Raw genomic sequence first — 24,162 nt, 5'->3', positions numbered from 1 at the left:
CGGGGTTGATGGTTATCAGATTTACGCTTAGGATCGCCTCAAGAGAGTTCGGGCGCCGCGAGGTGCGATACGAGTTTCTGGAGTGCAACAGACAAAACGGCCCGAACGAGGAGCAAACACCGTGCAGTGGACCGTGACCGTGGTGGCTATCGCCACGCGGGGCGGGGGTCTCCCCCTCCCCTGTCTCTGCACAAAAGGACACTTCTAACCCCCACCCCACCCGCGCTTCGCGCTCCTCCCCCGCCCCTCGGGGCGGGGGCAGTCATGGCGATATCAAAGGGAAAGCCGTGCCTCAATTTTTGTGGGCATCGCCCAGGTAAAAAAGTGAACGGGCGGTTCAGTTCCCGTTGTTGCTCATCCGCAGTTCCTGGTCCCGCAGGACGTTCCTCTGGATCTTGCCGGATATCGTCTTCGGGAGTTCCTGGACGAACTCGATCAGCCGCGGGTACTTGTACGGAGCGGTGGTGTTCCGGACGTGGGCCTGGAGCTCCTTGACCAGCGATTCGGACGGCTGGTAGCCGGCCTTTAAGACGATGAAGGCCTTGACGACCATCCCGCGGATCAGGTCGGGTGACCCGACGACCGCCGATTCCTGGACGGCCGGGTGCTCCATCAGGGCGCTCTCGACCTCGAACGGCCCGATCCGGTAGCCGGACGACTTGATGACGTCGTCGCTCCTTCCGATGAACCAGTAGTAGCCGTCCTCGTCCATGCGTGCCTTGTCGCCGGTGTAGTAGTAGCCGTTCTGGAACGACTCCCGGTTCGCCTCGGGGTTGTCAAGGTACTCCACGAAGAGCCCGACGGGCCGGGGATCGAGTTTGACCGCGATCCGCCCTTCTTCACCGGGGCCGGCCAGGTTGCCGTCGTCGTCGTGGAGCTCGATCTGCCAGCCCGGCGCGGGTTTTCCCATGGAGCCGGGCTTATGCTGCATGCAGGGGAACGTGGCGATACAGCAGACCGTCTCCGTCTGGCCGTAGCCTTCGTAGATGGGCTGCCCGGTGCCGTCCTCCCAGACGCGGATCACCTCGGGGTTGAGCGGCTCCCCGGCGCTGCAGCAGTGCCGCAGATCGCGGAAGTCGAACTTGTCGAGGTCGGCGAGGATCAGCATCCGGTAGACCGTCGGCGGTGCGCAGAACGTGGTCACTTCGTACTTCTCGATCAGCGGAAGGAGCTCGGTCGCGCCGAACTTCCCCCGGATATCGTAGACGAAGATGCAGGCTCCCGCGATCCACTGGCCGAATATCTTGCCCCAGGCGCACTTCGCCCATCCGGTATCGGAGAACGTCAGGTGCAGGTCGTTCTCCGTAACGTCCTGCCAGAGCGAGGCGGTGATGATGTGCCCGAGCGGGTAACTCTGGTTGTGCAGCACCATCTTGGCCTCGCCGGTGGTGCCCGAGGTGAAGTAGATCATCATCGGGTCGGTCGATCTCGTCTTCTTCGCGACCGGCATGCTGACCTTGTGGTGCGATACCGGTGCAGGGTACTCGAGCTCGTGCGGGTAACTCGCCCAGCCCTCCCGCTCCCCGTCCGCCAGGAAGAGGGTGTCGAGCAGCGGGCAGGCATCGGCGACCTCGTCGACCTTCTCGGCGTTCTCCAAGTTCGTGATGATCATCCGGAACTTCCCGGCCTGCACGCGGTATTTGATGTCCTTCGGCGTCAGCATCGTCGGGCAGGGGCAGAAGACCGCGCCGAGTTTGATGAGCGCGACAACAAAGATCCACCATTCCGGGATCCGCGGGAGCATCAGCATGACCCGGTCGCCCTTCTTGATGCCGTACTTGAGGAGGATGTTCGCGGCACCGTTGGAGAGATACCGCAGGTCGCGGAAGGTGTACTTTCTCTCGTTTCCCTCCTGGTCGACCCAGATCATCGCCAGTTTGTTCCGGTCGGTCTCGGCCCACCGGTCGATCACGTCGTAACCGAAGTTGAACTGTTCGGGGACGTCGATCATGAAGTTGGCACAGGCGGCCTCGTAATCGGTCATGTTCGGCTCCCGGACGTTTGCAGGCTGTATCCCCGCAGGAACCGCGGTCTGCACGCCTTTCGCGGATGCACCGTCCAGATACTTCGTGCAGAGGTCGTTGAGCCATTCCGACCGGGACATGCCCCGGTATTCGCGTATCCTGTCGATCGCTTTCACGAGGTCGTCATCCATCGTGACCGAGTATCGCACCATATAGTACAGGTTTGTGGTGCAGCATATCACCTTTTTGATTCTTCCCGCACCGCCACCAGGGAAACAGGCCATCTTTCGGTGCACCACCGCAGGGCACGTGCCGTGGAGCGCACCGATCTTGCGCACCGCCACGTTCATATAGAGAGAATATACACCCGGGCCGCATTATGGCGGAGCAGACCATCCTCGTCACGGGCTCGACGGACGGTATCGGAAAAGCGACCGCACACGCGCTCTCCCGGCAGGGCCACCGCGTGCTGCTCCACGGCAGAGATTCCGGGAAGGGCCGAAAGGTCCTCGCGGAACTGGAGGCGGCCACCGGCTCCGACCGGCTCGATCTCTTCATCGCCGACTTTTCGGTGCAGGAGCAGGTCAGGGGCCTTGCGGAGGAGATCGGCGAGACGTACGACCGGCTCGACGTCCTCGTCAACAACGCCGGGGTCTTCATGCCGGAGCGGGAGGTTGCACCCGGCGGGATCGAGATGACGTTCGCCGTGAACTTCCTTGCACAGGTCCTTCTCACCCACGAGCTCCTCCCGCTCCTTGAGAGAAGCGCTCCGGCACGGATCGTCAACGTCGCGTCGATCGCCCACAGGAGCGTGGGGTCGATCGAATGGGGAAACCTCCCGGGCTTTTCGAGGTATGAGCCCTACGAGGCCTACGCCATATCGAAGGTAGGGCTCATCGCCTTCACCGCCCGGCTCGCCCGGCCCCTCGAGGGGACGGGAGTGACGGCAAACAGCCTCCACCCGGGGGTGATCGACACGAAGCTCCTCCGGGCCTACATCCACGGCGGGAACGAAGGCGCCCCGCCGGAGCAGGGGGCGGAGGTGGAGACGTATCTCGCAACCTCTCCCGAAGCCGGGACGGTGAACGGCGGCTACTTCGAGGAGACCCGGTGGACCCAGCCGTCGTCCCTCGCCGCCGACCCGGAAGTCCAGGAACGGTTCTGGGAGATGGGAAGCGGTCTCACCGGGGCGGTGCGGTGGGCCGACCCGAAAGCATATGCACGATGAGGTGGAACGGCACCGCCCGGAGGGAGATCAGCATGACCAGACGCGAGCTGAAAGGCGAAGAGAAAGCAGAGACAAAGGAATACTGGTGCGAGATCTGCGGGGCGGCCTGCGACGAGATCACCGAAGAGAACTACCCGGACCTCGAGAAGGCGCGGACGCTCTGCCCCGACTGCAAGAAATCCTACGACGAGTCCTGCAGGATCAGGTGACGGGAAGGGCAATCACTTCCCGCCTTTCTTCAACTCCTCGATCATCTCCTCGACTTCTTCGTAGCCGTGCTGGTAGAACTCTTCTTCGGCGGGCTCGATCTCCCGGAGAAGCCGCAGGAACTCTCCCGCATGCTCTTTCTCCTCGTCCGCGATATCGCGCATCACCTTCCGGACCAGCGGTTCGTCGGTCGACTCGGCGATCTGGTTGTAGAACTGGATCGCCTCGTACTCGGCGGCGATCGAGAACCGGATCGTCCTGATGAGTTCTCCCCGGTCCAGTTTGCGCTCCATGCGGTTCCCGGAGAACGGTTGTGCAAATTCGGGCATCTCGGATGACCTCCGGGGGGTCATGGGGAGAGGCGTTATTTATAGGTTGGGCCGGTTGCTGCCGGGGGTCCATGACTGTAGGAACGGGCCTGTCCGCATTCAGGAACGAATGCGGAAAAATATTATACGTTAGAAACAGGCATGTGGCAGCATGGTAGTGCGGCCTCTGATCCTGCGGCCTTTGAGCTTCATGCTTCACATGACGACAGTACTTCGCAGAACTGCCGTGGATCTACTTCAATCCAGGGAGTTCGGCCGAACATTGCTCTACGACATCGAAAACAGGGGAACGTTCGAGGACGTCTCGTGCCACGAGATGATGATTGCAGATACCGTGCGGATGAAAAGGTACTACGATGCCATCAACCGCCATATTAACCCGGACGACATCGTTGTCGATCTGGGAACGGGAACCGGAGTTCTCTCGTTCTTCGCGGCACAGAAAAATCCGAAGAAGATTTATGCCGTTGACCATTCCGAATTTATGATAGCGGTCGCTCAAAAAATTGCCGACGGCAACGGCATAAACAACGTGGTGTTCTTGCCGCAAAACAGCCGCTTTTTCGAGCCGGATGAAAAGGTGGACGTCATTCTTCACGAACAGATGGGTTCCAACCTTGTCGACGAAAATATGATAGAGAATATTTTAGATCTCAAAAAACGGATACTCAAAAACACGGGAAGAATTCTACCCGGTAAATTCGAACTCTTCCTCGAACCGATCTGCTTAAAGGAGGAATACAGGATTCCCCACCTGTGGGAGAACAACATATACGGCATAGATTTCAACTGCCTGAGGGATTGCAGCGAGTATAACGATCACTCGCGGCCGCCCAAACTTAAGATCGAGCATTCATCCGTCGATTATCTTCTCTGCGAGCCGGAGCCGATCCTGTCCTTCGACCTGAACACGATGCACGATCCGGGCGAAATTCCCAAATCTATAGAGATATCGAAGAAAGTAGTCCGATCCGGCTCGATGGACGGCCTGTGCCTCTATTTCAGGGTGATATTTGACGATGAGATCAATTTCGATACGTCCCCCTTATCTCCGCGTACTCACTGGGACCACCCGTTCTTCAGAACCGCGAGGAAACGCTATGCTCAAGGCGAGACTATCTCGTTCAAGTTTACAATGGACGTCCCTACCAGAAGGGAGACATGGTCGATATCGGTCGAATAACGTCCGCAGCCGGCTGCGCACGGCACGACGATCCGGGGGAACAAGAACGGGGCCGGCATCCGAAAGAAGAGCCGCCGCCGTTTCACAACTATCAGGCCGGCACCGGAAGAGAGGGTGAAATGGTCCGGGTTCCCGGTCTTCACGCGACTTTTGCGATCCTTCCATCCGGCTTCACGTCCGCCGGGTCCGGAAGGGACTCCATATACGCGACCAGCGCATCGACGTCGACCGGGCCGTTGACGATATCCGCGCCTTCCCGAAAGACGGTATACCGGTCGCCGCCGGTCGCGAGGAAATCGACCATCGCTGCCGTGTACTTCCCGTCCGGGTCGAGCGGGGTGCCGTTCACCCGGACTTCGACGATCCTATCGCCGGCAGGCTTTCTCTCGTCGAAGGTGTACGACAGCCCGGATACGGCGAGGTTATGGGGCGGTACCGGAACCTCCCACTGCCGTTCCAGCACGTCCCTGACCTGTTCTCCCGTCAGGGTCATCGAGAGGACGGTCGAAGAGAACGGCTGCACCGCATAAAGGTCTCCCCAGGTGACGCTCCCCTTCGCTATCTCCGCCCGGAGCGAGCCGGTGGTGACGAACGCGATATCGGCTCCCATCGCCGCCCGCTGGCCGTCGGCGACGAGGTTGCCGAGCGCGGATTCGCCGGCGTCGGTCTGCAGCCGCGTGATCTCCGCAGATGCTGTCGTTATGATCCGGCCGGTCATCGGCCCGACCGCCTCCTCGCAGATCTCGAGCAGTGATTGGGCCTCCGGGTCGGGAGTGGTGGCGTTTCCGTATGCCGGGACGATCCGTGCCGACGCGTGGACGACCTCGCCGGTGAGGGGGTCGATGACGATATCGATGTCGGCAAACGCTCTGCTGTAACTGTACGCCTGCGTCGTCAGCACCCGGTTCCCGCCGGAGTTCTCCAGGTAGGCGTTGGTGAACGCATGGGTGTGGCCCGAGAGAACGACGTCCACGTCTCCGTCAAGGCCGGCGACGATCGCGGCGACCCTGCCGGTGACGTTCTCCCCCTCCCGGGTCGGGCCGTCGTAGGGATCCTGCGAGCCGCCCTCGTGAAGGAGGACGACGATCGCGTGCACCCCCTGCTGCTGGATCTCCGGGACGTAGCGGTTGATCGACTCGGTCTCGTTCTCGAAGGCGACTCCCTCGATGTTGATCGCCTTCACTATCGAGGGCGTCTCGATCGTCGTGGCACCGATGAACGCGATCTTTGCACCGCCGGCGTCGCGGATGGTGTAGGGGGCGGCAAGGAGGGTGCCGTTCGTCTTCCAGACCACGTTCGAGGAGACGTACTCCGCTGCCGCGCCAGGGTAGGGGTCTACCGGGCGGGGGAGGGGCGCCGCGCCGTTCCCGCCACGGACCATCCGCAGCAGTTCGTCCGTGCCCCGGTCGAACTCGTGGTTGCCGAAGGTCGCGATCACCATCTCCGGGCAGCCGTCCGCGAGGCCGTTGAAGAAGAGCACGGCGGGTTCGTCCAGCAGCAGCCCGGACACGGGCGGCGACGCCCCGACGACGTCTCCCGGGAGCGCGATGAACGTGGCCGCCCCGCCGGCACCGGCCGTCGCGCATTTGAGATACGACGCAAGCACCGGCGCGCTCCCGGCCGGTTCTCCGTCGAGTTTCTGCCCGTCGGGGAGCTGCCCGTGGAAGTCGTTGACCGCGAGGATCCGAACATGCACCGGTTCGGGGTCCGGGGAGAAGCAGCCCGAGAGTGCGATGGGAGCAACGACGATCAGGAGAACCAGTAAGCCGGCGACCGCCTGCCGGCGGGGCGATCTGCCGCCTGTGGACGAACCGGCTGTCATGAAAAGAGGTCTTTTCCGGCGGCATAAATACCAGCCGGAATGGATCCGGGCGGAAACGAAGGAACAGGGCGTTTATGTCGCCGGAAGGGATAACATCCGGTCCGGCGCGGCGGGGTCTATCCCGGTTGTTCCGGGGCGGCCGCTCAGCCGTCCCGGGGGAGGATCGCCTCGATGGTGATCGTGTAGGTGATCGTCTCTCCCGCGAGCGGATGGTTGGCGTCGACGGTGATCCTTTTTGCGTCCACGTCGAGAACGGTCACCAGGCAGGGCTTCCCCAGCACCTCGACGTGGACGAACTCGCCGACGACCGGTTCGTGGTCGAGTTTCAGTTTCGTGCGTTTCACCGTGACCACGAGCTTCCGATTAAACTTCCCGTAGGCCTTCTCCGGGGGCAGCGCCACCGTAACCGTCTCGCCCGGCTCTCTTCCGATCAGCGCCTCCTCAAAGAGGGGATTGATCCGGTTCGCCCCGAGGGTGGCCCGGACCGGCTCGCCCGAGCGGGTATCCTCGAAGATCTCGCCGTCGGGGCGGGTGCTGGTGAAGTGCAGGAGGAGGGTGTCGCCGTCTGTTGCGGGTGCCATGGGTGCCTGATCGGTTTGTCGGGCAGTGGTTTAAGTATTGGGAATACCGTGAATCTCCGGCACCGCTCCCGGAAGGCTTACACGCAGACGAGCTCCCCGCAGCCCTGTTCCACCTCGCTTACCCGGAACGGTCTGCCTCTCCCGCCGTTTTACCCACCGGGTTTCCCGGAAGTTTCCTTGATGGTCTTCTTGGCGGTTTCTTTAGCGGTTTCCTGCACCAGTTCCAGGTTTGGCCCTTCACTCGCGCTCTCCGCGGCACGGCCTCCAAAGAAGAACCCGATGATGGATGCAAGCGCACCCGTCAGGACACCGATGATAGTCTCCAGCAGTTCGCTCCCCGGCTCTTTAATGACAAGGTACAGGACGGCCGTCCCGATGATCAACGTCACCGCCAGCATCAGCGAGAACCGGGACAGTCCTTTGCGCTCGGGAATCTGAGCGAGAAGCATCTCGTAGTATTCCTTCTTCAGTTTCTCATTCTGGACATCGTGGATATCGGCCATGATCCTGTTGCGTATGTGGATATTCGAGTAGGTTATGACGAGCCAGGGAAACACGATCAGAGTGCCGATAACTAACAGGACGAGAAACATCAACCAGTCTATACCGCCAACTTCAGAAGGAGCCGGCGTTTCCGTGTCTGCCGTCACCGTCTCTTCAGTGGTTGGCGTCACCGTCTCTTCCGTGACTGTTGGCGTCTCCGGAGTTGCCACATCCTGGGCCGGCACGCAGCCAACGAGAAGCGACATTAAAATTACGAGAATCGCAATTTTTCTCACTTCCATCCCCCCAAATTCCAGCGTTCTGGAATTAGAACCCCAGAGGATTGTCACAATATAAAGGTATGGCTCGACAGAGCTGGGGAGGCGGGACGGGCATCGCAGTCAACGGCGGCTCAACCGCTATCTACAAATATCATCTCTGGATCCGGGCAGTACCGGCTGCGGCATGACCCTGTCGCACCGCTCAATAATTACAGGCACGGAGTGAGCCGGCTAATCGGGCAGTCGTCCGTGCCTATTTTTATAGATCTTGCCGGGCCTGGGCCGGGTGAACTTAAGTCCGGTCCATACGTCGTCGATACGCAGGTTGACGCTCTCGACCAGTCCGTGGTTGTACCCGATTGCGATCACCGATTTAATGTCGAGATCCGTGCCCAACCGTCCGCCCCTCGGCCACGATACCCATAACCTGCCGCCGGGGGCGAGGTGCGCTTTCAGTTCCGCAAAGTGCGTATCAAGTTCCGCCCGGCTTTTTACGAAGTAGTGTATATAGTCGAACGAACCCTCCAGCTTGTCGGCTACAATAAGCGGGGGCAGATGCATTGCCGCCACTGCCTCCGGTGGCGCATCCAGGAAGAATGCCCTCATTCCTTCTTTAATACCCATTTTTTCCGAGACGAGCCCTGGCATGTAAACCACCGCTTGTGCAGCATCTCAAGATCGTCCTGCCGGCCCACTCCATGACAACGTCGAGGATCTCATCAAAGCGGCCGGCAGACAGCAATACGGCGTCACACCATATATGCACCGGGTTCTATACGTTCGCGGCATGAGACGAGAACCAGCGCATAACGAACGGGATATATCAATGGCCGGGCCTTCGATAAGTGCAGTAATCCAAAACAGAAAGCCTCAGGCGAGATTCGAACTCGCGACCTCGTCCTTACCAAGGACGCGCTCTACCGGCTGAGCCACTGAGGCGTGACGCACCAATTATGTTGGAGGTTTACCCTATAAAAGGTTACGGCCGAAACCGGGGAAAAAACCGGGCGGGACCGCTCTTATTCGCCCGGTTGGGCGGCGGCGATCCCCTCCAGCGCGGATATGCTGGCGGTCACCCCCTCGAAGGTCTCCACCTCGACGATGGGGACGGCACCGCTCCGCCGCACGGCCTTCATCACGGCCGAAAAGTCGATCGTCCCGTCCCCGACCGGCGAATGCGTGTCCTCGGTGCCGTCGTTGTCGTGCAGGTGGAAGTGCGCCGCCGGGTGGGCGAGGAAACAGTCCAGGCACCCGTTCAGGTTCGCGTGGCCGACGTCGAGCGCGAGCCCGATCCCGTCGATGAGCGGCAGATCGTCGCAGGTGCGCAGGAAGAAATACTCCCAGTTCCCCATGTTCTCGACAAAGAACGTGACCGAGAGGTCTTCGGCCGCCAGAGTCAGCTCGGAGAGCGACTGACGGAACCGCTCCGTCGCCCGATCGCGCTCCTCGCTCCACGCATAGTAGCCCGGGTGGATGACCACGTCCGCCCCGGCCTCGGCGGCGACGCCGAAGGTCTGCGTCAGAACCTCGACGCTCGCCCGGCGGATCGGCTCAAGGAGGCTTGCGATATTGACCCCCCGGGCCGGCGCGTGAATGAAATACCGGTACGAATAACTCTCGAGCGGTTCCGCACTCTTCAGGTAGTGCAGCCCGTCGTCCATCACCTCCACGCAATCGGTGATGGGAGCAAGTTTCTCAAGCGCGAGAGAGAGCGGCTCGTGGTGAAGGCAGTAGGTGGAGACGCCGAACATACAGAATGTTCCGGGCGGGACGATAAATAGGTTCGGAATACGCACCTCCCGGTGGATCGCGACCCGTGAAGTTTGCCGGCCGGGCCGTTGCAGGGAGGTAAATCCTGATGAGTCCTCGCGCCGGATACTACTCCGGACAACCCCATGGCATACCGTCACCTCTTCGGCCCGGTCCCCTCCCGGCGGCTGGGCATCTCGCTCGGGATCGACCTGGTGCCGCACAAGACCTGCACCTTCGACTGCGTCTACTGCGAATGCGGGCGGACGACCGATCTTACCTGCGAGCGGCGCGAGTACGTCCCGACCGAACTGGTCATCGCGGAACTCGACGATTTTCTCGCGAAAGGGCCGGATCTCGATTACATCACGTTCGCCGGTTCCGGGGAGCCGACGCTTCACACCGGGATCGGCGAGATCATCTCCTTCATCAAAGACCGCTACCCCCGCTACCGGGTCGCGGTGCTGACCAACAGCGCGCTCCTCACCGACCCGGATGTCCGCAACGCCCTCATGCCCGCGGACCTCGTGGTGCCGTCGCTCGACGCCGTCTCCGAGGAGGTCTTCTTGAGGATCAACCGTCCCTGCCGGGGGCTAACCGCAGAGCAGGTGCTCGAGGGGCTGCTCGAATTCGTCCCCGGGTATCCCGGCGAGATCCGGCTCGAGATCTTCATTGTCCCGGACATCAACGACACCGAGGAAGAACTCCGGCTCCTCCAGGAAGCCGTCGCGGCAATCCGTCCCGACCGCGTCCAGATAAACACCCTCGACCGCCCCGGCACCGATATCCGGGTGAGGCCGGCCTCCATCGGGGCGCTCGAGCGGATCGCAGCGATGCTCGGCGGGGAGGTGATCGGGGCGGCCTGCACGGAGAGAGCGCTGCCGCCGGAGAGCGAGGATGTCGCAGAGACGATCCTCGCGACCATCCGGCGGAGGCCCTGCACGCCCACAGATCTCGCGGCACTCCTCGGCATCAGACCGGCCGAGGTCGCGAAACACCTCAGGGTTCTCGAGTCCGGCGGGCAGATCGAGCCGGTGCAGGAAAAAAGAGGGGTATTTTACCGGGCGACCTGATCAGCCCCGCAGGTGAACGTCCATCTGCGGGAACGGTATCTCGATCCCTTCTTCCGCAAACCGCTCGTAGACGCGTGTGTTCACGTAGTCCTGGACGTCCCAGGTCAGGTTGAAGGCTTTTGCCCAGAGGACGAGCATGAAGTCCAGGCTCGATGCTCCGAACTCGAGGAAGTAGGCGGACGGCGCAGGGTCGGAGAGGACGTACTCCGACCGTGCCGCGGCCTCGCACCCGATATCGATGAGGATCTCTTTCACGCGCTTGATATCGCTGCCGTAGGCAGCCGAGATCGGGATCTTGATCTTCAACTTGACGTCCGGCAGGGCGTAGTTGACGATGACGCTGCTCGATACCTTCGAGTTCGGAAGGGTGACCATCTGGTAGTCCAGCGTCTTGATCCTGGTGCTCCGGGGCCGATGCTGATCACGTCTCCGAGGAACTCGTCGATCTTGATCCGGTCGCCGACGGCGAACGGCTTGTCCACCAGGATGACCGCGCCCCCGAAGAAGTTGGAGACGATGTCCTGGGCAGCGAGCGCCACCGCCAGGCCGGCGAGCCCGGCACCGGCGACGAGCGGCGTGATGTTCACCTCGAGCATCTGGAGCACCATGAGGATGGCGATGAACCAGATGATGTAGCGTGCCGAGACCTCGAGCACCCGGATGATCCGGTCGTCGAGGTCGGTCTCGGTCTGCGACGCCATCCACCTGCCGTAGAGGTTGATGAAGTTGTAGATGAACGAAGAGATCACCCACGCCGCGATGAGTATCGCCGCCGCGGCGAAGTATTTCTCCGAAACGAGCCATGCGTACTCCCCGAGAAGGGCCGCGGGGTCGATGATGAACGTTACGGAGATCCAGACGGAACCCGCGATTATGGCAATGGCCAGGGGTTTGTCGAGCGAATAGAGCACGATGTCGTCGAGTTTTGATTCCGTGAGGTCGGCCCGCTTTTGCAGCCACCGGAAGACCTCGTGAACGATGAACGCTGCGATGATTCCGCAGAGGACGACCGCGCTTCCGTACATGATGCTGTTCATTCCGGTACTAATATGTGCTGTCAGTGGAATATAAGTGTGATAATTCATGGCGGTAGGTAAGGAGATCCTGGATACGCTTCACGCTCTCGTGGACAGGGATATCACGCTCATGCACATCTGCGGCACCCACGAGGCGGCAATAGCCCGCGCCGGGCTCAGGAGCGTCCTTCCCGAGCGGCTCAAGATCGTGATGGGGCCGGGATGCCCGGTCTGCATCACGCCCCAGGGCGAGATCGACGCTGCGCTCGACCTGGTGGAGCGCGACTGCACCATCGCCACCTACGGCGACCTGCTGCGGGTTCCCGGGACGAAGGGATCGCTCGAGTCGAGCGGCGGGGACGTCCGGGTGGTGCAGGGCATCCACAAGGCGGCGGAGATCGCCCGGAGGGAACCCGACCGGGAGGTCGTCTTCATATCGGTCGGGTTCGAGACGACCGCACCGACGGTCGCCGCCACGATCCTCTCCCGCCCGCCGGAGAACTTCTCTATCCTCTCGTGCCACCGGCTCGTCCCGCCCGCGATGGCATGGCTCCTCGGCCAGGGGGAGGCGTCGCTCGACGGGTTCCTCCTCCCGGGGCACGTCTGCGCGGTGATGGGCTACGAGGAGTACGAGCGGTTCCCCGTCCCGCAGGTCGTCGCGGGGTTCGAGCCCGAGGATATCCTCCTCGGTCTCCTGATGGCGGTACAGCAGGTCCGCGAGGGGGCGCACCGGGTGGAGAACGCCTACCCGCGCGTGGTCACCCGGGAAGGGAACGTCAAGGCGAAACGCCTGATGTACGAGGTCTTCGAGCCGTATGACGTCGAGTGGCGCGGATTCCCGGTGATCCCGGCCTCCGGCCTCCGCCTGAAACCGGAGTTCGAGGGCTACGACGCGCAGAAGAAGTACGATATCGAGATCCGGCACGTGGACAAGCACTCCGCCTGTATCTGCGACAAGGTGCTGCGCGGCATCGCCCGGCCGTCCGACTGCAAACTCTTCGGGAAGGTCTGCACCCCGCGCACCCCTGTGGGCCCCTGCATGGTCAGCCACGAAGGAGCCTGCAAGATCTGGCATCTCTACGAATCGCGGAGGGCGTGAACCCGCCCCCTCCGCTGGCCTTTTATACCTTACACAACAACATAATATGGCAGTCTCGGTAGGGTAGTGGATATCCTGAAAGCCTCCGGAGCTTTCGACCCGGGTTCGAATCCCGGCCGGGGCGTTTTATCTTTTCGAACTCAATTCCCGTCAAATTTATGGTCGCAGCGCAGCGGATATCTTCGTGTACCGGGAAGGTGACGGTATCCTTCGAAATCGCCGGAACCCGCGCACACTAAAAATCCGTGCATCAGCGATCTTCTTCCTTCAGGTTCGAAAACCGGAAAAACGTCTCCCCGGGGGGCTTTGCACCGTCCCCGTGCCGCCGCAGAAACTGTCTGACGTTCGCCGACTCGACCCATCCCCGGTCGAGCCGGGTGACGAGGTCGTCAATCCGGCGCGACTGCTCGAGGATCTTTGCTGCAAACGGATCGTCGATCATCTCCGCATACCCGACGATCACCTGCAGGGGATTCCTGATATGGTCCCCGAGGATAGCGAACTGCTCGATGTTCTTCCCGAGCTGGGTGTAGGTCTCCCGCTTCATCTGCTCGGTGAGGATGCGTTCGGTGATATCCATCACGATCAGCATGATGCAGAGCGGCTGCCCGGCATCGTTCTGGACGACGCTGCCCGAGATCTGGATGTGAAACGGAGAGCCGTTGCTCCGCAGCCCGACCGTCTCCTGCACGATCGCAGGGTTGTCGAGGAGATGGGCCGTAACCTTCTCCCCGACGGTGGGGTCCGCAAAGAACGCCTCCAGGTTTCTCCCCGCGATCGTGCCCTCCCGCTCGTAGCCGAACATCGCAGCAAAACTCCGGTTGGCATACATGACCGCCCCGGTGAGATCGGCGATGAGGATGCCGTTCGTCGACGATTCGAGAGCGCTCTCCTTTATCCTGATCTCCCGTTCGATGCGGATCCGCTCGGTGATGTCCCGCGCAATCGCGACGACGTACTGCTCGCCGCCGAAGGTGACCGAACGGACGGTGATCTCCATCGGGATCTCCGTTCCACTCCGCGATACGAGCGGCGCGGTCCAGGTCTGCCGGGACTCGGACGGCAGAACGCTGATCTTATGGACGAATTCGACAAACCGGGCCTTCTGCTGCGGGGAGATCAGGTCGGTGAACGGCATCGCGAGCAGCTCCTTCTTCGAGTAGCCGAGATACGCCTTTGCGGATGCGTTGACGTCCGCAAGTCTCCCGGTTTCCGCACGGATCAGGAATATCGCGTCGTGCGTCTGGTCGAGCAGCGCCCTGAACCGTTCGAGCTCCGCAAGCCGTCTCTGCAGTTCGGGATAGTAACTCTTGTGCAGGGACGTCTCCCCGAGGCCGATGATCTTCTCGCGGAGCGCGTCCCGCTCACCGGGAGGTTCAGAGTGCATGCCCATAGATCCGTTCAATGTCTTCGCAGGCGAGGCTGCGCGGGTTCGTTACCATGCAGGGATCGGCGTGCGCCGCCGCCGCAAGGGCGGGGAGCGCATCCTCCCGGACGCCGACTCCGGCGAGGGTCCCGGTGATCCCGAGCGTTTTCCGAAACGCGGCCGCCCCCTCCGCCGGGGTCGCCCGTCCCTGCCCGAGGATCGCCCCGATCCGGTCGTACCGGTCGGATGCCGCCTCGTAGTTGGCCGCCATCACGTGCTCGAGGAGGAGCGCGTTGCACCGTCCGTGCGCAAGATCGTAGGCCCCTCCGAGACTGTGCGCCATCGCGTGGACCGCCCCGAGGCTGGCGTTCGAGAACGCGAGTCCGGCGTGAAGGCTGGCAAGGAGGGTCGAGAACCGCAGGTTCAGGTCTTCCGGCTCGGCCATGGCCGCAGGCAGTGCGCTCACGGCGAGCCGCATCGCCTCGAGGGCATGCACGTCGGTCATCGGGGAACTGGCGTTCGAGACGTAGGCCTCGATCGCGTGGCTGAGGGTGTCCATGCCGGTATCCGCGGTCAGTTCCCGCGGCATCGTCGTCAGGGGTTCGGGATCGAGCAGAGAGATGTCGGGGACGAGCGTTTTAGAAACGATGGCGATCTTTCGCTTCCTCCCTTCGTCCGTGATGATGGCGAACTGGGAGACGTCGGCGGAACTTCCGGCGGTCGTCGGGATGCAGATGAGCGGCGGGGCAGGCACCGGCACCCGGTCGACGCCCTCGAACGTGAGGATATCGCGCATGCTGGAGGACGCTATCCCGATCCCCTTGGCGCAGTCCATCGGGCTGCCCCCTCCGACGGCGACGATGCCGTTGCACTCCTCGGCGAGGTATGCTTCCGTACCCGCCATCACCTGCCGGGAACGGGGATTTGCAGAGATGGAATCGAAGACGGTGAACGACACCCCCGCTTCGGCCAGGCTCTCCCCGACGGCCCCCGCCCAGCCTGCGGCCCGGACGCCAGGATCGGTGACGAGGAGCACCTGCTTCATCCCGAAGTTGCGGGCATACCGCCCCGCAAGGTGCAGTGCCCCGTATCCGCAGATAAATTCGGGAGCCACGAACTTTCTCAGGTCGAGCTGGCTTCTCTGGATCATGGTTCGGCACGATGGTAAGTCCGGCAATCGATAGGAGAGTTCCGGTCAGTAAAACGGAACCGCAGGGATATATCCTGGCGAACCGGCCGTGGTTGAAGAGTGCGTTGCGATATTTAGGTATTGTTCCCATCTTATTCATTAAGTTTGGCACAAAAAAGACGTTTGATAAGGAACCCGCGGCACCTTTCCCGCCGGCATGGCAACGCATTTCCCGGGCGGACCTGCGGGAAAAAGGGTGGTCGGGATCAGGCTACGGCTTCAAGGCTGATGCCGAAACACTCCATGCCGACGAGATCCAGGTCGTCCTCTGCCGTATCGCAGACGATCGCCGGGTACTGCCGGACGACCCTGAAGACGACGGCATCGCCGGGGAGGGACGGATCCATCGGGGCGTCGACGTTCTTCTGGATGACGAAACGTGTGGGATCAAGGTTCGCGGCGTAGTAGTCCTTGAACGCCGCTCCTTTCTCTTCGGGGATGGCGACCCAGTCGGCCACCTCGGCGACCGTCACGTCGTTCGGGACCCAGCCGTAGCCGGGCAGGTAGTATTCCGCCCAGAAGTGGGTGCCGGGCGTCTCGGAGAGGAGCATCTGGTAGCCGCCGACGGCGCGGGCGGGGATCCCGAGCGACCGGCAGAACGCGGCAAAGAGCATGCTCTGGGTGCCGCAGTCGCCGTGACCGGTCTCGAACATGTAGGTCGACTCGGCGGCCTTGGGCTCCCGGGCATCGAGCGAGCCGTGCGGGACGTGGCTGTAGGGATAGGTCTTTATGATGTGGCGGTAGATCATCTGCGCCTGAAGGTGCGGGTTCGTCTCGTTGCCGACGATCTCCTGCGCCTTCTCCCGGACCGCGTCCGTGAGTTCGATGTTCCTCTCGGACTTCGTGTAGAGCAGGTATTCAGGATCGCTCGTGTTATACTCCCCGACCTTTTCCGGGTCGATATCGTCAAAGACCTGCTCGTAGGAGGTGAACGCGATATCCGCCGAGATGACGAGGTTCCCGTTGACCGCCCCGGCCGGGATCTCGTAGTAGACGTAGCCGATAGAGCCGGTGGTGACCGGGCCGGCGACGATGAAGTCGGGGCACGAGAGGTTCGTGACGGTGACGTTCCTCTGCGCATCCGTCTCGACCGGGAGCGGGAGCCAGATCTTTAAGATACCTGTCGACGGAAGCGCCTCGAACGGGATCTCGAGCCGCTCGACGCCCTCGTAGCGCACCGGGTTCACGTACGGCCCGCTCTCCGAACGGTTCACCGACCAGGCGTACCGGGCGATGTAGTCGAAGTCGAGATTCCCCCCATTCAGTTTTTGCATCTCGTCGGGGTGCGCGTAGAGGTAGTTGCCGGCAATGTCGTAGAAGTACAGCGTCTCGTTCTCCGAGACGATCTTCTGCGCGCGGTTCTCCAGCCAGTCGGTTATCGCGACATCGGTGATGCCGGGAACCTTCTCCCGCAACGCCGCCTCTGCGGCCGCAGTGTCGAACGTGTACTCCGCATACGTCCTGTTCGCCCGGAACATCGCATTCCTTGCGGTTCTTGCCCTGTCCGGATCACCGGCACCGGCATAGAGGGCACAGGCCTCCGCGAAGCGTTCCTCGGCTGTCCGGTAGTTGGCGGCTCCATATTCGGCGAGCCCCCGGGCGTAGGCCTCGTCGGCCGGCGACGGAGCGGCGGAACCGGTCTTTTCCTCCGTTGCGGCAGTGCATCCTGCCGCAAAGATGAAAAGAAGGGCGAACACAGCCGCGGAAACAATGATCACGGTGGATCTCATAGAAGAGAGAACATGCGAATTGTAGAAAAATCTTTTCTTTTCTCAAAACATTTTCCAGGTAGTTCCGGCAATTTTAGTGTTTTACGGGAGGTTGCTCGGAGATTCCGGAAGCCGGGATGGCCGCTACAGCCCTCCTACACCGGCAGCGGGACCTCCGGGATGGCCGGCGCCTCCGGCTCCTCCCGCGCCGCCTTTTTGAGCGTGAACCGGAACGCCGCCCCCGCATCCGGAGCGCCCGGCACACGGTCTTCCACCCGGATGCTCCCCCCGTAGCGGGTGACAAGCATCCGCACGATGTAAAGCCCGAGACCCTTGCCGCTCTTCGAACTCTTCCCCTTCCGGAACCGCGAGAAGAGGGTGGGCTTTACCTCGTCGGGTATGCCGGGGCCCGTGTCCTCGACCGAGACCAGCACCCCGCCGTCCTGGTCCTCGACCCGGATCGCGATCACGACATCGGGCTCCCCGAACTTGATGCTGTTGCCGACGAGGTTCGTGAAGACCTCGGGGAGGAGGTCGTCTGCGAGGACCGTGACCGGTCTCCCGTCGTACCGGATATCGGTCTCGCGGTGCTGCCGGATCTCGGCCCGGATCACCGCGTCGAGGTCGACGGGCTTCAGGGGCGGGGTCGGCGAGCGAAGACGCCGGATCGTCGAGACGTTCTGGATGATCTCGATGCTCTGGCTGACGGCCGACCGGATCTTCTGTATCATCCCCCGGTTCGTGCCTTCCAGGTCTTCGGCGAGAATGTCGCTGTACCCGAGCGCTATAGCGTTGGCGTTGTTGATGTCGTGAACCATGATGTCGAGATACAGGTTCGCCACCTCGTTCGCCGAGAGGAGGGCCTCTTCAGCTCCTTTACGGCCGGTGATGTCCGTGAACGTGACCACCGCCATAAACGGGCTGCCGCCCGCGTCGCGAACGAGGGTGCCGCCGTAGTTGAATACGCGCTCCAGGTCGGTTCCGATGCGCCGGGTGCGCACCTCCACATCCCGGATCTGCTCCCCGCGCAGAACGCGGGAGAGCGGCCACTCTTCCGGCGGAAGGACGGTGCCGTCCGTCGTTGTAAACTCGAAGAGATCGTCGAAGTCGCTCACGTTCCCGGGGGGGTTCTCAAGGCCGAACAGCCCGAAGAACTCTCTTGCGGCACGGTTCCACTGAAGCGGGTTGCCGTCGAGATCGAAGACGCCCAGCCCTTCGTTCAGGTTCTCGACGATCGTGCGGAGCTGGGCCTCGCGGTTCCGGAGCGCCTCCTGTGCCCGGATCCGTTCGGTGATGTCCTTCCCCGACCCGAGGGTCCCGGTGATGCGGCCGTTGGTGCCCCGCAGGACAGCCTCTTTCCAGATGAGGATGCGCTCGTCGCCGTTCTTCGTCACGATGACGTTCTCTTCCGTCGGCGATGCGGTGGCGACCCCGGATACCATACGGGCGAATGCCCGCCGGGCATCCTCCCGGTTGCGCTCCGGGATGGCCACGTCGAACCAGTTCCTCCCGATGAGTTCGTCCTCCCGGTATCCCAGGAGCTCGCAGCCGCGGCGGTTGACGAGCCCGATGGTCTGGTCCGCATTGACGACGACCAGCAGGACGGCGGCCACGTCCAGGTAGCCCTGCGCCCGGTCGCGCTCCCGCTCGGTGTCCTTCTGCTGCCTCTTCAGCCGTTCGGAGAGCCAGGCGATGACCAATGCGACCACGACGAACATCACCGCACGCCCGTAGTCGTTGACGGTTCCGACGTCGGTCCTGAGGAGGAAGTGGCTGATCAGGACCAGTCCGCCGAGGAAGAAGGCTACGCTGATGCCCCTTCTCCCCCACCAGAGGGCGGCGAGGATGATGGGTATGTAGAAGAAGTGGGAGAAGACCGCTCCTACCGAGAGAACCGCATGGAAGTAGTAGGTCAGGACGACCGACACGCCGATCAGGATGCCGACGATGAATATGCGGATGGTCTCGGGCAGTGGTGCCATGGCGGGACTTCCTCCTTGCGGGCCAGATTTTATAATTACTCCCGGATAAAAGTCACCGCGCTCCGGAGCGATACGGTGTTTCCCCGGACGATTTCCGGTTCGGAAATCCCTGAAGGATGCGTTCGGGCTTTCCGGATCTCCTGCCGCCCCGGTTCGGCCGTGAGGTGAACAGCCTGCCGAAGGGACGCACACGGGCGCGATCCCGGCGAGGACGGCCGCGATTGAACGGGGAGACGCCGGATTTTTTGTAAATCTCTTTTAATTCTCGATTCGGCCGATAAAATAGAGAAAGATATATCCATCAGAAGAGAATTTACTAATGAAAGCGGAGGCTTTTATGCAGAGCACTGTACGCAATCTTCTGGTCTTTTCTCTCATCGCCTGCTTCCTCATTGTCCTTCCTTCGAGTGCTCAACCGCCCGTAGGCGGGGACAACGGATGGTATGCGGTCAACTGTAACGTGAATGGAGCCGACGTCTACTTCGACGACGAATACAAGGGCACGATCGAGGCCGGCGTGCTGTATGTCCCGGTCTACACCACCGGCGCACCCTACCAGACGTTCCGTGTCGAGAAGGACGGATACGCGACCCACTACGGGGACGTAACCTCGGTTCCGGGCAAAGGAGAGGTCTTCGACCTCTACGCGACCCTGAACCCCGCAGCGCCTCCCGCCCCGATCGGCGGCGACGTCGGCTGGTACGCCGTCCACGTCAACGTTGACGGGGCAACCGTCCAGTTCGACAACGAGATCAAGGGCACCACCAGCCAGGGAGTCCTCACCGTGCAGGTCTACGTGACCGGAACCCCGTACAAGACCTACACCGTGACCAAAGAAGGGTATCTCCCCTACACGGCGGCCGTCGACCAGTACCCCGGCAAGGGTGAGACCGTCGACCTCCACGTGAACCTGAACACCGCGCCCCCCACGCAGCAGGCGCCCCTCTCGCCGGCCCTTGCCGGCGCCGCCCTGCTGATCGCCGGGCTGGTGCTGGTTACCTGGAGAAAGAACTAACCCTACTCTTTTTTCGGAACTTCCACCCGTCGTCCTTACAGCGGAGCATTCTGCCGCCGTCATCGTGCCGGAACAGATAACAAATTCTTTCCCTTCCGGAGGAGGACAGATGCTCGATGAACACGCGGGTGGAGTCATGAAACGCTACCGGTTCAAGAAGATCGACGCCTTTGCAGCAGCCGGATCGGCAGGAAACCCCGCGGGATACGTCCGCCTTGCTCCCGGGGAGGAGATCGCCGACCACGAGATGCAGCGGATCGCCCGCGAACTGAAGGGTTTCGTCTCGGAGGTCGGTTTTCTCCGCGAGGGGACGCCGGGCGAGTGCGACCTCTCGATCCGCTACTTCTCCTGCGAGCGGGAAGTCGACTTCTGCGGCCACGCGACGATAGCCATCATGGACGACGTGGTGCATAGCGAAGACCGGTTCCGCGGCCGGGAGAGCCTCCTCCTCCGGACGAACAGAGGTGTCGTCACCGTCCTGAACCGGACGGGCGAGGACGGCATGGTCTACATCCGGGCACCCGAACCGGTCTTCTCCGGCGCATGCCCCAACATCGCAGAGACCGCTGCCGCCCTCGCACTCGGCGTCCGGGAGATCGATCCCGCGATACCCCCCGGCGTCGTGAACGCCGGCCTCGAAACCCTGCTCGTCCCCCTCGCCTCGCTCGACGCCTGCATCCGGTGCTCTCCCGACTACGCGACGCTCCGTGCGTTCGCTCTTGCCCATGCCGTCGACGTGGTCGTCGTCTACACCCGCGAGACGGCGTTTCGGGGGCACGACCTGCACACCCGGGTCTTCGCCCCGACGTTCGGGTACCTGGAAGACCCGGCGACCGGTTCGGGGAACGCCGCCCTCGGCAACTTCCTCATCCGGGAGAACCTCTGGACAAACCGGACGCTCGTCATCGAGCAGGGGCCGGACCGGGAGAACCCGAACATCGTCCGCCTGCTCCGCCCCGACGACGGGGGGCTCATGTTCGGCGGGCGGGGAGAGGTGCGGATCGACGGGGAGTATGTCCTCTCTACGGGAGTTCGCCCCGGGCAACCGGAATAACCCTGCCGCCGGCCTCTACCGGATCGAATCGCATGCATTAAATCCCATCAACCGCAGTTTTTCTGCATGCCAACGGTGTTTGCGTATATCGGCAGTCCCCACGGCAGCCGCTCCAACACGTACGCACTGGCGAAGATGATGCTCGACCGCCTGGCGGAGAAGGACGACGCAGTCCGGTGCGAGATATTCACCCCTGCCGAGACGGCCGTGCGCTACTGCAGGGGCTGCTGGACGTGCATGACAAAAGGGTTCTGCCCGCAGGATGAGCACGACGATATGGCGATGCTCAGAGAGCGGATGGAGAACGCCTCGTTCATCGTCCTCGGGTCGCCGGTGTATGCGATCAACGTCTCCGGCCAGATGAAGACGTTCTTCGACCGCCTGCCGGCCTGGCTCCACACGATGCGGCTCGCCGGGAAAGCCGGCGTGACCGTTGCGACCACGGCGGGGAGCGGCCTTCCCGAGGTGCAGAACTACCTCGGAATGATGATGGCCTCGCTCGGGGTCAAGACCGTCGGAACGCTCGGGTCGTACGGGTCGCTTCCCGGGCACCTCTACGACCCCGACGGGGCACGAAACGACGCCCGCGCTCTGGCCGATGCGATCTATTCCTACGTGACGGGGGAGCGTGCCGTTACCACCGACGAGTACCTGGAAGAGGTCTTCGGTATCATGAAGCAGAAGATCGAGGCTGCCGGAGAGGGCGTCCTTGCAGGGGATCTCGATTACTGGACGCAGGCCGGCTACCTCGAGTGCTCCTGTTTCGCGGACGTGCTGGAGAAGAGGAAGCGGCTTCCCGGTTGATTCCCGACGGACGTCTTGAAAAACAGGATGGGGCCTTCAGGCCGCCCCGGCCGACTCCTCCGTATCCGCGGTCACCTCGTGGCGATCGAGCACCCACCCGACCAGCAGCGCGGCCGTCGAGAGGGGGAGGGCGATGACGAGCGGATCCACGTCCTGCCACGGGGCGGAGAGAACCGCCGGCACCCCGAAGAGGAGGTTGGAGAGCCCGAGCGCCGCCGACTCCTTGACGTGGACGAAGGCCGTCCACGCGAACCAGGCGACCGTTCCGGTGACGAGACTCATCTTTGCCGCCTTTAGCGACGGCCTGCTGCTGTACATGGCGTGGGCGTAGGCCGGCAGGAACGCCGATGCGCAGAGGCCCATGAACATCGCCGTCGCCCGGGCGATGATGCTGCCGGGCATGATGAAGGCGAGAACGATGCTCACGGCGATCATGGCGACGGTCGCCAGCCGGATCGGCCTCATCGTCGCCCTCTCTGTTCCGGTGCGCCGTATGACGTCGAACCCGAGCGACGTTCCCATCGTGTGGAAGAGAGAACTGAGCGTGGACATCGCTGCGGCAAGGAGCGCCAGCATGAAGATGACGATGAAGAGGTCCGGCATCGACGCGTTGATGAAGTTCGGTATGATCGTGTCGACGTTGCCGCCGGTGGCCGCCGCGAGCGCGATCACGCCCTGGTCCCGGTAGAAGTAGACGTTCGTGAGCGCCCCGACCGTGAAGGCGACCCCGGTCATCATCAGGATGAACGGCCCGCCGACGAGGACCGCACGGTTCAGCGCCCGGCTGTCCCTGACGGTCATGAACCGGACGACCAGCTGGGGCTGCGCCAGCACCCCGATGCCTACCCCGAGAACGAGCGTCGTCACCAGCGTGAGCCAGATGGACGATCCGAACGCCGGCATGGACGCCCACCCGGTCATCCCCCCGGCGGCGAGCGCCTCCGGGACGAGGGCGGACATCCCGGCAAGGGCGGTATGCGCCTCGACGATCCCGCCGAGCTGGACGTAGGTGAGCACGAGGAGGATGGTCATCCCGACGAGCATGATCCCGCCCTGCAGCGCGTCGGTGTACATGACGGCGATGAGCCCCCCGAGCACCACGTAGAGGGCGACGATCGCCGCGAAGCCGAGGAGCGCGGTGGTGTAGGGGATCTGCAGCGTGCTCGTGATGAACTGGGCGCCGCCGATCAGGATCGCCGCCGTGTAGAGCGGCATGCCGAGGACGATGACGATTCCCGCGGCATACTGCATGAACGGCGACCCGTAGCACTTCCCCATCAGGTCGGGGAAGGTCACGGCACGGAGTCTGTGCCCGATCCGGCGCGTCCGTTTTCCGAAGAAGACGAACGCGATGAAGATCCCGAGCCCGATGTTGAGAACGGTCAGCCAGATCATCCCCATGCCGAGCTGCGCCGCAACCCCCCCGAACCCGACGATGGCGGAGGTGCTGATGAAGGTCGCGCCGTAGGAGAGGGCGAGAACCACGGGATGGATCTTCCTCCCGGCGACCATGTAGTCGTCGTTCTCTTTTGTCCGGCGGTAGCCGAGGTAGCCGAGGCCGATGATGAGGACGAGGTATACCAGCGTCATCGCGACGAAGAGCCCCGTATCAACTGCCATCCTGCTCTCCCTCCACGCCGTTGTTCCAGTTCAAGAGGCCGTACACTAAGCATGCGAGCGTAAAGACGAGCGCAAGCAGATACCCAACCCAGATCGCGGGATCAGTGATGCCGAACATAACAAACCACCTGGCGGTAACGGAAAAACCGTTACATTACACGGGAACTCAGCAAAAAGGCCGGTTCCCTATCTAAAGAAGAATGCGTTCTGCGCAAACGTGCACTGCACGTTCGGACAGTTCTGCACTGCCGTGCGATAGGACTCTAAATCGTTGCCAATCATCGAGTACCTAAACACGTTCTCGATCCATTGTATTTAAACCATCCGATTTTCTGCCCTCTCAACCGGTGGGAGACCGCATCGTTGCCGGGTTTCTCCCATAACAGAGCCCCGATTGCAATACCGGCC

Annotated in this window: 23 protein-coding genes and 2 tRNA genes; 9 read left to right on the top strand and 16 right to left on the bottom strand. The window is 62.4% G+C overall.

The annotated features are described in order from the left end of the window. Positions 1 to 337: 337 nt before the first annotated feature. Positions 338 to 2,176, bottom strand: a complete 1,839-nt coding sequence (locus SZ63_RS07935; protein ID WP_156168445.1) for an AMP-binding protein — start codon at positions 2,174 to 2,176, stop codon at positions 338 to 340. Between the two features lie 167 nt (positions 2,177 to 2,343). Here SZ63_RS07935 and SZ63_RS07930 point away from each other — a divergent pair, with 167 nt between their 5' ends. Further along, positions 2,344 to 3,192: an SDR family NAD(P)-dependent oxidoreductase gene (locus SZ63_RS07930; protein ID WP_048184009.1), complete on the top strand. Its 849-nt coding sequence runs from the start codon at positions 2,344 to 2,346 to the stop codon at positions 3,190 to 3,192. A 32-nt stretch (positions 3,193 to 3,224) separates the two neighbouring features. Beyond that, entirely contained in the window at positions 3,225 to 3,401 is a 177-nt protein-coding gene (locus SZ63_RS13070) for a hypothetical protein (RefSeq protein WP_169746317.1), read from the top strand. Positions 3,402 to 3,413: 12 nt separating this feature from the next. Here SZ63_RS13070 and SZ63_RS07920 read toward each other — a convergent pair whose 3' ends face one another. Next, entirely contained in the window at positions 3,414 to 3,728 is a 315-nt protein-coding gene (locus tag SZ63_RS07920; RefSeq protein WP_048184003.1) for a ferritin family protein, read from the bottom strand. Positions 3,729 to 3,879: 151 nt separating this feature from the next. On the opposite strand from SZ63_RS07920, the gene SZ63_RS07915 reads away from it, so the two are divergent. Further along, on the top strand, positions 3,880 to 4,911 hold the full coding sequence (locus SZ63_RS07915; RefSeq protein ID WP_052959106.1) for a methyltransferase domain-containing protein: 1,032 nt from the start codon (positions 3,880 to 3,882) through the stop codon (positions 4,909 to 4,911). A gap of 139 nt (positions 4,912 to 5,050) precedes the next feature. Here SZ63_RS07915 and SZ63_RS07910 read toward each other — a convergent pair whose 3' ends face one another. The 6 genes from SZ63_RS07910 to SZ63_RS07885 form a co-directional block, all read right to left on the bottom strand. Then, positions 5,051 to 6,733: a bifunctional metallophosphatase/5'-nucleotidase gene (locus SZ63_RS07910; protein ID WP_048184000.1), complete on the bottom strand. Its 1,683-nt coding sequence runs from the start codon at positions 6,731 to 6,733 to the stop codon at positions 5,051 to 5,053. 143 nt (positions 6,734 to 6,876) lie between these two features. After that, positions 6,877 to 7,314, bottom strand: a complete 438-nt coding sequence (locus tag SZ63_RS07905; protein WP_048183997.1) for an FKBP-type peptidyl-prolyl cis-trans isomerase — start codon at positions 7,312 to 7,314, stop codon at positions 6,877 to 6,879. 149 nt (positions 7,315 to 7,463) lie between these two features. Continuing rightward, on the bottom strand, positions 7,464 to 8,147 hold the full coding sequence (locus tag SZ63_RS07900) for a hypothetical protein (RefSeq protein ID WP_156168443.1): 684 nt from the start codon (positions 8,145 to 8,147) through the stop codon (positions 7,464 to 7,466). 162 nt (positions 8,148 to 8,309) lie between these two features. Next, positions 8,310 to 8,726, bottom strand: a complete 417-nt coding sequence (locus tag SZ63_RS07895; RefSeq protein ID WP_048184221.1) for a class I SAM-dependent methyltransferase — start codon at positions 8,724 to 8,726, stop codon at positions 8,310 to 8,312. A 218-nt stretch (positions 8,727 to 8,944) separates the two neighbouring features. Next, positions 8,945 to 9,017: transfer RNA gene (locus SZ63_RS07890), tRNA-Thr, on the bottom strand. Between the two features lie 80 nt (positions 9,018 to 9,097). Beyond that, positions 9,098 to 9,829, bottom strand: coding sequence for a sugar phosphate isomerase/epimerase family protein (locus SZ63_RS07885; RefSeq protein ID WP_048183991.1), 732 nt, complete (start codon positions 9,827 to 9,829; stop codon positions 9,098 to 9,100). A 144-nt stretch (positions 9,830 to 9,973) separates the two neighbouring features. Here SZ63_RS07885 and SZ63_RS07880 point away from each other — a divergent pair, with 144 nt between their 5' ends. Continuing rightward, on the top strand, positions 9,974 to 10,900 hold the full coding sequence (locus SZ63_RS07880) for a radical SAM protein (RefSeq protein ID WP_048183988.1): 927 nt from the start codon (positions 9,974 to 9,976) through the stop codon (positions 10,898 to 10,900). Here SZ63_RS07880 and SZ63_RS13245 read toward each other — a convergent pair whose 3' ends face one another. Then, complete coding sequence (locus SZ63_RS13245; RefSeq protein ID WP_268872783.1) at positions 10,901 to 11,275, bottom strand: mechanosensitive ion channel family protein; 375 nt, start codon at positions 11,273 to 11,275, stop codon at positions 10,901 to 10,903. After that, entirely contained in the window at positions 11,203 to 11,937 is a 735-nt protein-coding gene (locus SZ63_RS13240) for a mechanosensitive ion channel domain-containing protein (protein ID WP_268872784.1), read from the bottom strand. The genes SZ63_RS13245 and SZ63_RS13240 overlap by 73 nt, the downstream gene beginning before the upstream one ends. Before the next feature lie 46 nt (positions 11,938 to 11,983). Between SZ63_RS13240 and hypD the strand changes: the two genes are divergently transcribed. Beyond that, positions 11,984 to 13,015, top strand: a complete 1,032-nt coding sequence (gene hypD, locus SZ63_RS07870) for a hydrogenase formation protein HypD (protein WP_048183985.1) — start codon at positions 11,984 to 11,986, stop codon at positions 13,013 to 13,015. Between the two features lie 52 nt (positions 13,016 to 13,067). Beyond that, positions 13,068 to 13,139, top strand: a tRNA-Arg gene (locus SZ63_RS07865). A 126-nt stretch (positions 13,140 to 13,265) separates the two neighbouring features. Here SZ63_RS07865 and SZ63_RS12445 read toward each other — a convergent pair. From SZ63_RS12445 to SZ63_RS07845, 4 genes are all read right to left on the bottom strand, one after another. Beyond that, positions 13,266 to 14,402, bottom strand: a complete 1,137-nt coding sequence (locus tag SZ63_RS12445) for a PAS domain S-box protein (RefSeq protein ID WP_162199200.1) — start codon at positions 14,400 to 14,402, stop codon at positions 13,266 to 13,268. Then, the gene (ercA, locus tag SZ63_RS07855) at positions 14,392 to 15,531 is read right to left on the bottom strand and encodes an alcohol dehydrogenase-like regulatory protein ErcA (RefSeq protein WP_048183982.1); all 1,140 of its coding nucleotides are present in this window, start codon (positions 15,529 to 15,531) and stop codon (positions 14,392 to 14,394) included. The genes SZ63_RS12445 and ercA overlap by 11 nt, the downstream gene beginning before the upstream one ends. 245 nt (positions 15,532 to 15,776) lie before the next feature. Next, positions 15,777 to 17,300 (bottom strand): transglutaminase-like domain-containing protein, encoded by a 1,524-nt coding sequence (locus tag SZ63_RS07850; protein WP_048183979.1) that lies wholly within the window; start codon positions 17,298 to 17,300, stop codon positions 15,777 to 15,779. Between the two features lie 134 nt (positions 17,301 to 17,434). Next, positions 17,435 to 19,261, bottom strand: coding sequence for a PAS domain-containing sensor histidine kinase (locus SZ63_RS07845; RefSeq protein ID WP_048183975.1), 1,827 nt, complete (start codon positions 19,259 to 19,261; stop codon positions 17,435 to 17,437). Between the two features lie 337 nt (positions 19,262 to 19,598). On the opposite strand from SZ63_RS07845, the gene SZ63_RS07840 reads away from it, so the two are divergent. The 3 genes from SZ63_RS07840 (at position 19,599) to SZ63_RS07830 (ending at position 22,134) form a co-directional block, all read left to right on the top strand. Continuing rightward, entirely contained in the window at positions 19,599 to 20,276 is a 678-nt protein-coding gene (locus SZ63_RS07840; protein ID WP_048184215.1) for a hypothetical protein, read from the top strand. A 109-nt stretch (positions 20,277 to 20,385) separates the two neighbouring features. Further along, positions 20,386 to 21,330, top strand: a complete 945-nt coding sequence (locus SZ63_RS07835) for a PhzF family phenazine biosynthesis protein (RefSeq protein WP_052959104.1) — start codon at positions 20,386 to 20,388, stop codon at positions 21,328 to 21,330. A 66-nt stretch (positions 21,331 to 21,396) separates the two neighbouring features. After that, positions 21,397 to 22,134, top strand: a complete 738-nt coding sequence (locus SZ63_RS07830) for a flavodoxin family protein (RefSeq protein WP_052959103.1) — start codon at positions 21,397 to 21,399, stop codon at positions 22,132 to 22,134. A gap of 36 nt (positions 22,135 to 22,170) precedes the next feature. On the opposite strand, the gene SZ63_RS07825 is transcribed toward SZ63_RS07830, so the two are convergent. Next, positions 22,171 to 23,754: a sodium:solute symporter family protein gene (locus tag SZ63_RS07825; protein WP_048183973.1), complete on the bottom strand. Its 1,584-nt coding sequence runs from the start codon at positions 23,752 to 23,754 to the stop codon at positions 22,171 to 22,173. Then, positions 23,744 to 23,872 carry a symporter small accessory protein gene (locus SZ63_RS13235; RefSeq protein ID WP_277619446.1) on the bottom strand — a complete coding sequence of 43 codons (129 nt, stop codon included), beginning with the start codon at positions 23,870 to 23,872 and terminating at the stop codon, positions 23,744 to 23,746. The genes SZ63_RS07825 and SZ63_RS13235 overlap by 11 nt, the downstream gene beginning before the upstream one ends. Positions 23,873 to 24,162: the final 290 nt, after the last annotated feature.

This window comes from Methanoculleus sediminis (genome assembly GCF_001017125.1).
GTDB classification, from domain to species: Archaea; Halobacteriota; Methanomicrobia; order Methanomicrobiales; family Methanoculleaceae; genus Methanoculleus; species Methanoculleus sediminis.
This window is presented reverse-complemented; position numbering and strand designations above follow the sequence as displayed.

Coding starts and splice junctions, on each gene's coding strand:
- SZ63_RS07825 (WP_048183973.1), bottom strand. CDS start 23,754: ATGGCAGTTGATACGGGGCTCTTCGTCGCGATGACGCTGGTATACCTC.
- SZ63_RS07840 (WP_048184215.1), top strand. CDS start 19,599: ATGCAGAGCACTGTACGCAATCTTCTGGTCTTTTCTCTCATCGCCTGC.
- SZ63_RS07880 (WP_048183988.1), top strand. CDS start 9,974: ATGGCATACCGTCACCTCTTCGGCCCGGTCCCCTCCCGGCGGCTGGGC.
- SZ63_RS07835 (WP_052959104.1), top strand. CDS start 20,386: ATGCTCGATGAACACGCGGGTGGAGTCATGAAACGCTACCGGTTCAAG.
- SZ63_RS07905 (WP_048183997.1), bottom strand. CDS start 7,314: ATGGCACCCGCAACAGACGGCGACACCCTCCTCCTGCACTTCACCAGC.
- SZ63_RS12445 (WP_162199200.1), bottom strand. CDS start 14,402: ATGCACTCTGAACCTCCCGGTGAGCGGGACGCGCTCCGCGAGAAGATC.
- SZ63_RS07930 (WP_048184009.1), top strand. CDS start 2,344: ATGGCGGAGCAGACCATCCTCGTCACGGGCTCGACGGACGGTATCGGA.
- SZ63_RS13240 (WP_268872784.1), bottom strand. CDS start 11,937: ATGAACAGCATCATGTACGGAAGCGCGGTCGTCCTCTGCGGAATCATC.
- SZ63_RS07895 (WP_048184221.1), bottom strand. CDS start 8,726: ATGCCAGGGCTCGTCTCGGAAAAAATGGGTATTAAAGAAGGAATGAGG.
- SZ63_RS07830 (WP_052959103.1), top strand. CDS start 21,397: ATGCCAACGGTGTTTGCGTATATCGGCAGTCCCCACGGCAGCCGCTCC.
- SZ63_RS07850 (WP_048183979.1), bottom strand. CDS start 17,300: ATGAGATCCACCGTGATCATTGTTTCCGCGGCTGTGTTCGCCCTTCTT.
- SZ63_RS07935 (WP_156168445.1), bottom strand. CDS start 2,176: ATGGTGCGATACTCGGTCACGATGGATGACGACCTCGTGAAAGCGATC.
- SZ63_RS13245 (WP_268872783.1), bottom strand. CDS start 11,275: ATGGTCACCCTTCCGAACTCGAAGGTATCGAGCAGCGTCATCGTCAAC.
- SZ63_RS13235 (WP_277619446.1), bottom strand. CDS start 23,872: ATGTTCGGCATCACTGATCCCGCGATCTGGGTTGGGTATCTGCTTGCG.
- SZ63_RS13070 (WP_169746317.1), top strand. CDS start 3,225: ATGACCAGACGCGAGCTGAAAGGCGAAGAGAAAGCAGAGACAAAGGAA.
- SZ63_RS07885 (WP_048183991.1), bottom strand. CDS start 9,829: ATGTTCGGCGTCTCCACCTACTGCCTTCACCACGAGCCGCTCTCTCTC.
- SZ63_RS07915 (WP_052959106.1), top strand. CDS start 3,880: ATGGTAGTGCGGCCTCTGATCCTGCGGCCTTTGAGCTTCATGCTTCAC.
- SZ63_RS07920 (WP_048184003.1), bottom strand. CDS start 3,728: ATGCCCGAATTTGCACAACCGTTCTCCGGGAACCGCATGGAGCGCAAA.
- SZ63_RS07845 (WP_048183975.1), bottom strand. CDS start 19,261: ATGGCACCACTGCCCGAGACCATCCGCATATTCATCGTCGGCATCCTG.
- hypD (WP_048183985.1), top strand. CDS start 11,984: ATGGCGGTAGGTAAGGAGATCCTGGATACGCTTCACGCTCTCGTGGAC.
- ercA (WP_048183982.1), bottom strand. CDS start 15,531: ATGATCCAGAGAAGCCAGCTCGACCTGAGAAAGTTCGTGGCTCCCGAA.
- SZ63_RS07910 (WP_048184000.1), bottom strand. CDS start 6,733: ATGACAGCCGGTTCGTCCACAGGCGGCAGATCGCCCCGCCGGCAGGCG.